This is a genomic window from Photorhabdus sp. RM323S, assembly GCF_042879375.1.
In the GTDB taxonomy this organism is placed as follows: Bacteria; Pseudomonadota; Gammaproteobacteria; order Enterobacterales; family Enterobacteriaceae; genus Photorhabdus; species Photorhabdus tasmaniensis.
Genome location: NZ_JBHFKZ010000082.1, coordinates 1 through 11,520, shown reverse-complemented (window position 1 = coordinate 11,520; position 11,520 = coordinate 1). Strand labels below are relative to the sequence as shown.

At 46.5% G+C, this 11,520-nt stretch carries 11 protein-coding genes; 7 read left to right on the top strand and 4 right to left on the bottom strand.

The window, feature by feature from the left end; all coding sequences use genetic code 11:
- From ACGF7G_RS21005 to ssb, 3 genes are all read left to right on the top strand, one after another.
- A partial coding sequence (locus ACGF7G_RS21005; protein WP_387468133.1) for a DNA topoisomerase III occupies positions 1–1,928 on the top strand: 1,928 nt, incomplete at its 5' end.
- A 659-nt stretch (positions 1,929–2,587) separates the two neighbouring features.
- Positions 2,588–3,046 (top strand): STY4534 family ICE replication protein, encoded by a 459-nt coding sequence (locus ACGF7G_RS21000; RefSeq protein WP_036768649.1) that lies wholly within the window; start codon positions 2,588–2,590, stop codon positions 3,044–3,046.
- A 73-nt stretch (positions 3,047–3,119) separates the two neighbouring features.
- Complete coding sequence (gene ssb / locus ACGF7G_RS20995; RefSeq protein ID WP_387468130.1) at positions 3,120–3,590, top strand: single-stranded DNA-binding protein; 471 nt, start codon at positions 3,120–3,122, stop codon at positions 3,588–3,590.
- 1,184 nt (positions 3,591–4,774) lie between these two features.
- Here ssb and ACGF7G_RS20990 read toward each other — a convergent pair.
- Genes ACGF7G_RS20990 through ACGF7G_RS20975 form a run of 4 tightly spaced genes read right to left on the bottom strand, consistent with a single transcriptional unit; the run spans position 4,775 to position 6,625 of the window.
- Entirely contained in the window at positions 4,775–5,119 is a 345-nt protein-coding gene (locus tag ACGF7G_RS20990; protein ID WP_387468129.1) for a hypothetical protein, read from the bottom strand.
- Positions 5,116–5,307, bottom strand: a complete 192-nt coding sequence (locus ACGF7G_RS20985; protein WP_387468127.1) for a hypothetical protein — start codon at positions 5,305–5,307, stop codon at positions 5,116–5,118. Before ACGF7G_RS20985 ends, ACGF7G_RS20990 begins: the two co-directional genes overlap by 4 nt.
- Complete coding sequence (locus tag ACGF7G_RS20980) at positions 5,226–5,666, bottom strand: hypothetical protein (protein WP_387468125.1); 441 nt, start codon at positions 5,664–5,666, stop codon at positions 5,226–5,228. Before ACGF7G_RS20980 ends, ACGF7G_RS20985 begins: the two co-directional genes overlap by 82 nt.
- Before the next feature lie 50 nt (positions 5,667–5,716).
- The gene (locus tag ACGF7G_RS20975) at positions 5,717–6,625 is read right to left on the bottom strand and encodes an abortive phage resistance protein (RefSeq protein WP_387468123.1); all 909 of its coding nucleotides are present in this window, start codon (positions 6,623–6,625) and stop codon (positions 5,717–5,719) included.
- A gap of 523 nt (positions 6,626–7,148) precedes the next feature.
- On the opposite strand from ACGF7G_RS20975, the gene ACGF7G_RS20970 reads away from it, so the two are divergent.
- From ACGF7G_RS20970 to pilO2, 4 genes are all read left to right on the top strand, one after another.
- Positions 7,149–8,198 (top strand): TcpQ domain-containing protein, encoded by a 1,050-nt coding sequence (locus ACGF7G_RS20970; RefSeq protein ID WP_387468121.1) that lies wholly within the window; start codon positions 7,149–7,151, stop codon positions 8,196–8,198.
- Positions 8,199–8,204: 6 nt separating this feature from the next.
- On the top strand, positions 8,205–8,642 hold the full coding sequence (pilM, locus tag ACGF7G_RS20965) for a type IV pilus biogenesis protein PilM (protein ID WP_387468119.1): 438 nt from the start codon (positions 8,205–8,207) through the stop codon (positions 8,640–8,642).
- Positions 8,643–8,660: 18 nt separating this feature from the next.
- Positions 8,661–10,361: a PilN family type IVB pilus formation outer membrane protein gene (locus ACGF7G_RS20960; RefSeq protein ID WP_387468117.1), complete on the top strand. Its 1,701-nt coding sequence runs from the start codon at positions 8,661–8,663 to the stop codon at positions 10,359–10,361.
- A 23-nt stretch (positions 10,362–10,384) separates the two neighbouring features.
- On the top strand, positions 10,385–11,520 hold a 1,136-nt coding region (gene pilO2 / locus ACGF7G_RS20955), incomplete at its 3' end, for a type 4b pilus protein PilO2 (protein WP_387468115.1).

Sequence of the window (11,520 nt, the reverse complement as noted above, 5' to 3'; positions counted from 1 at the left end):
CAGTAACCTGGGCAATTGGGCATTTACTGGAAACTGCCAGCCCAGAAGTTTACGGGGAGCAATATGGCGCTCCCTGGCGGGCGTCAGTGTTACCAATATTGCCGGCCTCCTGGCAAATGGTGGTCAAAAAGGAGACAGCTGACCAGTTTACTGTTATCTGTCGTCTGCTGAAACAGGCAGACGAAGTGGTGATTGCCACGGATGCTGACAGGGAAGGAGAGGTTATTGCCCGGGAGTTACTGGATTACTGCCAGTTTCAAGGAAAAATATCCCGTTTGTGGTTGTCTGCTCTGGATGAGGTGAGTATTCGTGCGGCGCTTGCTAATATTTTGCCCGGTGAACAAACGGCATCATTGTATTTAGCGGGACTGGGACGAGCCAGAGCGGATTGGCTCATCGGCATGAATTTTACCCGACTCTATACCTTGAAAGCCCGTGAATGCGGATATAGTGACATTTTGTCTATTGGACGCGTTCAGACGCCCACTTTGGCACTGGTTGTCTTTCGAGATCAGGAGATTATCGCTTTTACGGCTAAACCTTATTGGCAGGTGGTGGCCGACCTTCAGCTTGACGGACGAATTTTCCGGGCGGATTGGGTACCCGCTGCGACCTATTGTGATGACGAAAAACGTTGTATTCATCAGAATGTGGCACAGACAGTGGTTAAGTTATGCCAACAAGCTGGTACGGCTACGGTCCTGGAAATCAATACTAAACGGGAAAAGCATGCGGCTCCGCTGGCATTTGATTTAGGTGGCTTGCAGCAAATGTGCTCAAAAAAATGGGGTATGGGAGCTCAACAAGTACTGAACATTGCTCAAAACTTGTATGAGACGTATAAGGCTATCACTTATCCCCGTACAGATTGTGGCTATTTGCCTACGGTTATGCAGGTGGAAATCCCTCAAGTATTGGATGCTGTGGTTAAAAGTGATCCGGCTATGCGGATTGTGGTGGATAGTCTGGACAGGACATTGATTTCGCGTATCTGGAATGACAAAAAAATTACGGCGCACCACGGTATCATTCCGACAAAACAGCCCTGTGATATGAAGAAGATGACGGATGATGAGCGTAAGGTGTACCAGCTTATCCGTCAGCATTATTTGGCACAGTTCTTTCCTCTGCATGAAATGGATATAACTGAAGTGACTTTTGATATCGGTGGGCAATTGTTTCGTACCCGGGGCAATGTAGTGATTGTTCCTGGCTGGAAGGTATTGTTTTCAGCGGGTAAAGATGAATTGGCATCCATCGGGAAAGACGATTCTTTGGGAGAAAGTTTGCCGTCGATGGTCAAAGGCAGTCAATGTCAGGTTAATGAGGCTACTTTACGCATGTTGCAAACTCAGCCACCCGCTCACTTCACGGAGGGCACATTGATTGCGGCGATGAAAAATGCCGCTGCTTTTGTCAGTGACCCGCAACTTAAGAAGGTATTGAAGGACAATGCCGGGCTGGGAACGGAGGCTACTCGGGCAGGGGTGCTGGATACGTTGTTTAAACGGGGTTATCTGACGAAAAAGGGCAAGTATATCCACGCTACGCAGATTGCCAGCGAGTTGATAGCCGCGTTGCCTACCGCGTTGACCAACCCTGGATTGACAGCCTTGTGGGAACAGGCGTTGGATGATATTGCTCAGAGACAGGCGGAGTTGCCGGATTTTATGGCTCGTCAGATACAATGGACCCAATATTTAGTGGAGCAGGTTCAGGCGCAGAAAGTCGTGATCACGCCGCCGCCTTCATTGCCTTGTCCGGTGTGTGGAGGCGTGACGCGTCAACGCCAGGGAAAAAACGGTGTTTTCTGGGGGTGTATAAAATACCCGGAATGCAGTGGGGTAGTCAGCACCGTCGATGGAAAAAGAAAAACCAGATCTGCCCGGCATAAGAACGTACCGAAAAAACCGGCAATGACAGGGTGAGCTGATTTTTTGTTGTGTACCTAAGCTGGAGATCTGGGAAGGTAAACTGGCTTTGGTACATTGCACCCCACGACTGCGGTTTGACAGGCAAACCGTGCATAGATTTTCTCTGTTATCAGTCCGGTAAATGGTTTCCTTTGAAGGGTTGGTAAATAGCCGCGCCGGGATAGTTGAATGTCCCTAGAGTTTGTTGAGACTACTTAGCTTCCATCCTTGTACCCTATGCTAGTGCAGATTCCTCGCCGTCCTTTGGGCGGCGCTATTTTTTACCGCTTCCCAAAAATCATTTTCCTCGTTGACAGTTTGGCCCCCTGATTCAAAAATGCGTGGGATAACTTGTTGTCTTCGGACAATCGCCAATATTCCCGCAGTCTGAGAGGAATGCCTTTGGGTGACTGCTCTCAATGTCAGAAAGGTCTGAGACTGACGCTTTCGTGTGACCTGTCACAAAGCCATTGTAGCCTGAGAGGTGGTGCCTGCGGGCGGTAAACCCGTTTATCCTTTGGAAACGGGTATCACTGATAGCAGTGATGAAGGTGTATTTTTAACTTATCAGATAGCCTATGTTTGACACTGGCTTCCCGACGGGAAACATCACTTCCCGCCGTGGGTGATGTGTTCTCTGTCGTTTCTTTTTTTCACTTCATGGAGAGAACATCATGTCTGCAACTACCACTGAAAATAAATATTTCAACCTGAATATCAATGGATTGGGGTATCTCAGCAATGTCCGCAAGGTGAATGGTCCGAATGGCAGTTTTTTCAGCGCGGTCATCAATGCATTGAGTGGACCAACAGAGAATCCGTCTTACGTTCGCTTTGATGTCACGGTTGCCGGTAAGGAAAACAGTGACTTAATCAGCCGCTGTCAGAAAGCGGTTGATGAGGACAAAAAAGTCTTACTGGGTTTCACATTAAGTCAGCCGTCTACCGGGATTTTTACGTTGAACAAGGGTGAGCATGCCGGTGAACAGCGTGTCAGTTTAAGAGCGCGGTTGATTAAAATTGACTGGATCAAAATCGGGCAGGAGATGGTTTATAAAGCTGAAAAACCTGAATCCGTGCCGCCTGTACAGAATAAGTCTTCGCAAAAGCATTATGCAGAGAATTCATTTTGACTGCCCCTGAAGTCTCTCCGGAGTGCATTTTTTCGGGGAATTTTTTTCATCTACATTTTGAAAGGGAAGTTACATGGCTTCACGCGGCGTGAATAAAGTGATACTTATTGGACGATTGGGACAAGAACCAGAAGTGCGTTATCGGCCAGAGGGTGATACAGTGGCGGTATTGTCACTGGCAACATCGGAAACCTGGCGGGATAAACAAACCGGAGAGCAGAAAGAGCGTACCGAATGGCATCGGGTAGTCATTTTCGGCAAACTGGCTGAAATTGCTGGTGAATATCTGAGAAAAGGCAGCCAGGTGTATATTGAAGGTCAGTTGCGTACCCGTAAATGGTTTGACAAGACGAGTGGGCAAGATCGGTATAGCACGGAGGTGGTGATTAGTCAGCAAGGTACAATGCAGATGCTGGGTGGTCGCGGTCAAAGTGAACCTTCTCGTTCAAGTGACCGGGGACAACCACAACCTGTTTCGTCTTCTTCAGAACCGACTCGTGGAAATGAACCACCAATCGATTTTGATGATTCGATCCCTTTTTAGAGTTCACCTTAGATACAATTGCTAAAAATATCACTATAAGCCTCCGATTTATCGGAGGTTTTTTATTTTAATTGGTATGTAAAGAAGTTAAAAATGAATGGATGGTTTTGAGGATATGTTTTACCTTGAAGTTGTGTAAAATTTAAGCGATATAGGCATGGAGAAGATGTATGGCGTCAGCTCCAGACCGCAGCAGAGCGTGAGTCTAGCTAGCTCGTTGGAAAGAGGATGAGCAGATCAACGCTATGTTGAAGCTGCTAGTATTATCTAAAAAGGATATTGAGAACGGAGATGTGATGACATCTGAAGAAGTGTTGATACAAAGGAATGGAGAACGTTCTGAGTAACAATGCATACAGATAAGGATAAAATTATTTTTATATCAATTATTTAGTATAATGTTGGCACTTGATTCCCCGCTACAGCACATCAAAAATTGGGATGTAGTTTCAATTTTAAATATCATTTAATCAATGACATGTGAGCATCCTTGTACAGATGTGCTGTAGTGGGATATTTTAATAATTCTCCCAGAACAAAGAGTTAGTTTATTTTTAGCTAGTATTTATGAGGATGTTCTGTGGTAGGGACAGCCCAAAATGACTTTAAAGACCTGCGATTCAGGACACTGCCATATCTACAGTATTATAGAAACTCTGTATGCTGATACCCATGAGGAGCAATGATGGTTCAGATAGTTATTGAAAAATGGGGGAACAGCCCGGTGGTCAGGATCCCGGAATCTGTTATAGAAAAAGTTGGCTTCAATATCGGTTATGCTATTGATATTTAAGTAAAAAATTGCCGTGTCATTATTGGAGTTGTGGAAGCCAAAAAACACTCTCTTGATACTCTCCTTGAGGGAATTTCCGATGTTAACCTTCACAACAAAGCTGGTTTTGGTCCGCCAACAGGCAAAGAGCAGCTCTGAATTTTTAATCCAGTTTCGAAACCCTTACATGGTTGGATTACAGTACTTAAAGTTTTGTAAACCAGAATCTCTCAAAAATGATATGAAATTATTTTTTTGTGGCTATTTATAACAAACGTCTCTGCATGTTAATCAGCAGAGAGGACAGGTCAATATAGCATCGAGATTTGATAAGGGTTTTTGAGGGGTTCACTATGGATTTTATTGAAATGGGTTTGTGAGACAGGCAAACCATAGTGACCCTGAAACGTTTTTAGGAGGATAAACCAAGATAACTAAACAGAGCCTTTTCGATTATCTTGGGAGCAACCTTTAAAGCCCCTGTATAGCACTCCTTTGCCCTGTCACCAAGCCATGAGCCAATATTGTCGCCCAAGTTCTCAGGCGTGGATGGTTTGAGTGATTCTTCTGCTACTGCCTGCTTTAATTCAGTAATGTCATTATCGCTGACACCATATTCTTTAAGTTGTCGTTCAAGAGAGTTAAAGTCACCTACTGTAATGGTGTTTTGCTGGTGGATGTCACCAATGTTACCCGCACCAATTGAACCAGTGTTATCAACTGGAGCAAGAAAATTATTCGTATTGTTAATTGTCATTGGGGCAGCAGCCTTTTCTTTCTGTGTGAAAAGTAGGCATTCACCAAAAATACTTTTTTTTCAAGTTCTAAAGACCAAGTAAGAACCTTATTTCTTACTGTGGTTACTATATGTCCAAGCTTGTTAGCACTAAAAAACCAACATGCTTCTGCTGGGGGGTATCCGTGCCAAAAATCAGCGTTAAACAATGCGGTGACATATGAAGACGCAGCCACCCATTCTCACTATGAGGATTCTGCATCGAAGAGATAGACTCCGTGAGTCTGTAGGTTAAAACATCCTCGACAACATCGGGAGGTATATCGCCAAAATCAACTGGTATCCAGCCGCGAAGTGGGTTCAGAGCTTTAACAACTCCCTTCCCAGTCTTGTAATCCGGAACCTCTACTTCTGGTGGGTATCCCCCAATCTCATATTCAAGCCACTCACTTAGGTCATCCAGACCTAACTTTATAGCAATCATCTTCGCCTTCAACAGCACAGCAACAATGTTTGACGAAGGGTCACTAGCCAGAGACTGTAACTCCAAAACAGGTGAGTTATCCATATAAATCTCCTTGAACTACCAACAGTTACACCTAAATCACATGCAAGGCTTTAGACTGGAATATTGTAGTAGTGACACAGAGCATTTGTCAGCAATGCAGGTGCGGCTGAACCGGCAATTTTGAGGCTACCTGAGTAAGCCTTACCAATCATGTTACCAACCCACCCACCGATTTTGGCACCAAGATTACTTGATGATTTTGGTGAAGGAGACTCTTCAACAACCTGTCTCAGTTCAGCGATATCTTTATCTTCGATACCGTATTCTTTAAGTTGACGTTTAAGGGAATTGAAGTCACCTGCCGTGATAGTGTTTTGCTGGTGTATGTCACCGGTATTGCCTGCACCGATAGTGCCAGCGTTATTAACATTTCCATTAAAGTTATTAATATTATTTACAGTCATATCTGCAGCCTCTTTCTTTTCCTCGTAAGAAAACAATAATCCTTCACCTAAAATTTTTTTACTTTCTAGCAATAACGCCCAATCGAGTATCCTTGACTTGGTGTTTGAGAGTATTTTAGTAATTTGAGTTGGGTTAATACTCCACGCCATACGGAAATTGCAATTACCAGCTTTCTGTAAGAAATCAGCCATAAGAGCAGGCAAGTCACTATATAAGGTTGTATCGCTTTTGGCGTATTCTGCCAACATGGATACGGGGTTGTTAATATGAATCGTTGTCAGGGGGGCGTAAATTTCTTTGTTATAATTACTAAGCTGATATGGAATCCATCCTACATATGGATTGAATGCCCTTATTGGAGCCTCTTTTATTACTCTGTAATCAGGAAGAAGGTCTACGGATGGATATCCGTTTAGCTCATGCTCAAGCCATTCTGAAATATCTTGCAAGCCAAGCTTCACCGATATCATCTTTGCTCTTGAGAGCAACTCTTCAATATCAGTTGAGCTTGAACTTGCCATGTCCTGTAGCTTAAGAACGGGTGAATTGTTCATCGGTCATCGCTCATTGTGTAGTTGAGAGCCCATTTTATCCATTAGCGCCACTAACTGTAAGCAAAGTTTTCACAGAGTCTGATTAGAGACCGCTCTTCCGTTTCTCTTACACATTCCGGAGTTTGTTCTAAGGCTATATTCTGTCGTTGCCTCGTGAAGCCATCTTAAATGACACAGAGGTGTCTACCAAACCCGTGGCGATTCAAAGCAACTAGTGCTTAGAAATTTTTATGTATCGATAAATTAGCTGGCTATAGCTCTGTTTTTGGAGACGGTAACCGATTGAGGCTAGACCTGTGTGAAAAGTGTGTAGAACTGTTCTGAGTGGACTGAAAAGCTGCTCAATACCTTGTGCAGGTGAAAATCTTGTCACAGTAATTTCAATGAAATGACTTACTTGACGCATTGCACTGACTTCGATGGGTGCGTTTTTTTTGATTTTGCAAAAAGAGTTCTACGTTGAGCTCAGTCCCGGATCCCCGCACAGTAAGTCGCATTTAGGATCACCTGCACGGGAATGCGCATGAAAAACCCTGTTTTTTTCTCACTCAGTTGGTTGTCCGTCATGGTATTGGCTGGGTGTGCCGGACAAACTCAGGAGACTACTGCGTCCGGTGTAAGTTTTCACCGTTCTCATCAGGCACGTCCCGCCGTATCCGACATATATTCTTTAACGCCAGAAGTTACACGCCATGATCGCTATACCTTGGTGAGTGTAGGCAGCCAGGCTGCGCAACGTGAACCCCTCAATCAAATCATCAATATCACCATGCCAGTCCCGTTGGTACACCGCATTGGTGATGGATTGCGTTATTTGCTATTTGGAACCGGTTATTCGCTGTGTGATACCGCCGCAGCCCATTTCGTTAAATTGATAGACAGGCCATTACCGGCTATTCAACGCAAAATTGGGCCGATACGGCTCAGTGAAGCGTTGCAGATTGTTGTCGGGCCAGCATGGCGTATCCGGGTAGATGAGGTGAATCGTGAAGTGTGTTTTGTTTTACGTGATGAATATCGTCAATTTTCCGAGATAACGGTTGGCCGGATGACACCGCCAAAAATGCAGGTACCGTTGCAGAGATCTTCTTCACCGGCGTTATCGGCACCTACATTGCCCAACAGCACATTAGTCGCTCCGTTACCAGCGAAGCCCCTGATAGCTGAAAGACCAAAAACAGATACCCTTCAATCTCCTGTGGCAGGAGGAAAACCCACAACCATTTCCTCAGTATCACCTACTCAGCCCGTTAAATCCTTACTCAGCGGCAGTACACCCGTGACCACGGTACCGATAGGCAACATCTGGCGTGCGGAAACAGGAACTACTTTGCGTGGAACGTTGGAACGGTGGGCTAATACAACGAATTGCCCGATAGGGGGGCACTGGGTAGTCGTGTGGTCGTCACTGACGGATTACCGCATTGATGCGCCGTTGACGTTCAAAGGCAACTTTGAGTCCTTATTGGTACAACTGTTTGATCTTTATAGACAGGCCGAGAGACCGTTGTTTGCCGAAGTCAGTCGCTTTCAGTGCCTGATTTCAGTCAGTGATAAACCCGTGACCCGGTAAGCCGTGATGGGGTATGTCATTAGTGCGTTTGCGTTGGTTTTTCTGCTGATTGCCGGGGGTATACAGCTGCGACAGGCAGAACAACTGCACGTCAATCATGACAACGCAAGGGCTCGAATACTGGCAGACCAAATGTTGCTGTTAGCCAGTGCCATTAATCACTGGCGTGGCGGCCATACATTTAAAAATGGCACGGTGGATCTCCGTAAGCTTATTCTGCCTTTTCAGCCTGATGCCCGTATCCGGCATGTTATCAGTCAAGGTCGGCTCTGGGTGTGGATGCCGGAAATACCCGGTCTTGTCATCGCTCTGCGCGAACGCACTAAGGGGTCCATGTTGATTGGTGAAGTCCGGCAGGGACGGTTGTATGGCTTATCTGGCCAAGAAATAGGATGCACTCTTCCTGACGGGATTAGCGATGGTGATGTGGTGTATTTCAACTGAAAAAACGGACAGGATGTGATGAAAAATAAAGGGTGTTCACTCAGGCTTTGTACTTGCCTTGCTCCACTGGCGGCGGTAACAGGCATGGCGCTGATGTCTGGTTGTACCTTGCCGGCAATGGATAATATGGCGCGTGAAGCCAGTGTGCAAAGTCGGGTAGCACAACAGCATTTGCATCAACAGCATAGCTTGAAACAACCGGTGGTAACCTGGGTAGATAAACCCTGGGTGAATCTGAAACCGGTAGTTCAGCCTGTCGCATCGGTAAAGTTACCGTCCTGTCAGATAACGATTAACAGTAAAGTCGGGTTGACATTACCGGAACTGGGACAACGCATTACCCAACTTTGTGGTATTCGGGTCACGGTAACACCCGATGCTTTATCACGAGCATCAACCACTGCGGGTGGGTTGACACGTCAGATGAATGGGGTATTACCACCACCTGATGATAAGGGACGTATGCCATTGGATTGGCTGGGTGATCGAGATATACACTCAATTAACGCTGATGAGCGTCGAGAGCCAGAAGTCCTCATGGGTCTCAATTGGCAAGGGGAGCTGACGGGGCTTTTAGACAATATTGCCAGCCGGTTAGGGATTGCATGGAAGGTGGATGATAGGGCCGTCGTGTTTTATCGGTTCGAAACCCGGACATTTCAGTTGAATGTTCTCAACACCCGTACCAGTAGTAATGCCAGTGTTGCATCAGGGTCAACCAGTAGTATGGGGACATCCGGGGGCAGTGGTAATGTCAACAATTCTGTCTCTGGGGAGGCCAGTTCTTCACAGAAAACGACGGTTGATTTGAACAGTGATTTATACGAAGACATCCGTAAGACAGTCGAGAATATGTTGACGCCCGAGCGGGGTCGGTTCTGGTTGTCAAGCTCCAGTGGAACACTGATGGTAACAGACACACCGGCGGTACTGGATTCGGTATCTCGTTATGTGGAAGAACAAAATACTGTTCTCAACCGTCAGGTTTTGTTGAATGTTCAGGTGCTGAGTGTCAGCACTACCCGTAAAGAGCAAATGGGGTTGGACTGGGGATTAGTTTATAACTCATTGCATAATTTGGGGGCTACGCTGTCTGGCAGTTTTAGTGGTATGGGCAGTGGGGCAACGTCTGCGGGGGTCAGTATTCTGGAAAGTGCCACAGGGAAGGCGGCAAAACTCTCGGGTTCTAACCTGTTAATAAAAGCATTGAGCGAACAAGGTAATGTCAGCGTGGTGACCTCTCAAGGAAGTGCGACCACTAATTTGACCCCCATTCCGATACAGATGGCTGATCAGACAGTGTATGTGGCTCAAAGCAGTACAACGACTGCCACAGATGTGGGAGCCACCACGGCTCTGACGCCCGGGATGATCACTACCGGGTTTAATATGACTTTGTTGCCGTTGATACAGCGCAATGGGGATGTTCAGCTACAAGTGGCTTTCAACCTGTCTGATCCGCCGACTATCCGTTCATTCACATCTAAAGAAGGCAATTCTTATATTGAGATGCCATATACCCGGCTACGTTCACTGAGCCAGAAAGTGAATCTGCGTGCCGGGCAGGCTCTGGTGCTCACCGGATTTGAACAGGCTGATACTCGGGTGACTAAGGCGGGAACCTTTACACCGGGTAATTTCCTGCTTGGGGGAGGACAGTCCGGAGAGAATAAGCGTAGCACATTGGTTATTTTGATCACCCCCGTATTACTGGATTGAGGAATGAAAGGAGGCATGAATCAATGAACAGCATTGATTTAGAAATATCCGGTGAGACACCCGAAGTCACGGTTGTAAAGGCCGGTCGCCATTGTTGGATCAGTGGTCTGCGTTGGTCACCGTACGTGAAGGTAAAACGGGGGCACCGTAGAGGGCAACGTGTTCGTTCTCAATACACCAATGTGCATCTGGTCGTGGGCAATCGCTCGAGGAGACGTCAGCAGACTACACGTATGATGGGGGCGGGAATAATCAGGAAATTATATTGTCGTCACACACCGTATTCTTTAGCCATCGCCTTTTTGTCGCATTCCGGCCCAAACGGGTACGGGATCTATGATTTGGGCGAAGGGCAATGGTTATTTTTGGCAACGCAGAATGGTTTGCCGTCCGTGATGGCCGATATTGTCGGAACCCGCGAGAATGTCAACGCAGCACTGTCCCGTTTTTTAACGTTTAACCCGGCTCCAGATAAAAGCTGGCGGGTGGTATCTGACCCTGATAATCCGGCCCACTGGCGCTCAATAATTTCTGCTTTGCCGGCTCATCAGTATCGGATGTGTCGCCTGCAACGGCGGTGGAGATCACCATTATTGTTGATGACCGTCTTCATCTCTTTGTTGATGGTCGTGTGGGTATTATTACAGTCAGGAAAATCTCCCGATGAAATGTTACCGATGACTGAAACCGTTCAGGTTAGGGCATCACGATTGTTTGAAGAAACGCCAAAACCTGTTGACTTACCGCATCCGTGGGCCGATAAGCCGTTGTTACCCGCATTTTTGGCACGTTGTGTTATGACCCGTCGGACAATTCCGGTGTTATTGGCGGGGTGGCGCTTGACGGCAGGTTCATGCCGAAAAGATGGCGTCCGCCTTCACTACGAGATTATGCCTGGCGGTACAGCAGCGCATTTTGTTCAGCGTGTACAGAGTGTATTTAAACAGTCACCGGTTTTTGACCTGGTTCAGGGCGCAAAAGAAGGCCGGGTATTCCTGCCGTGGAAACCTTTGCCGGTTCGCAATGAAGCGGTGCCTGCTGTTTCAGTACAGTTGATGAAGATGGTGTCGAATTTCCAGCAATGGCAGATCCCCCTGACGTTAAATGAACTCACTCCTGCATCGGCATTACCGGGAGACGGGCAATCTATACCTTCCCA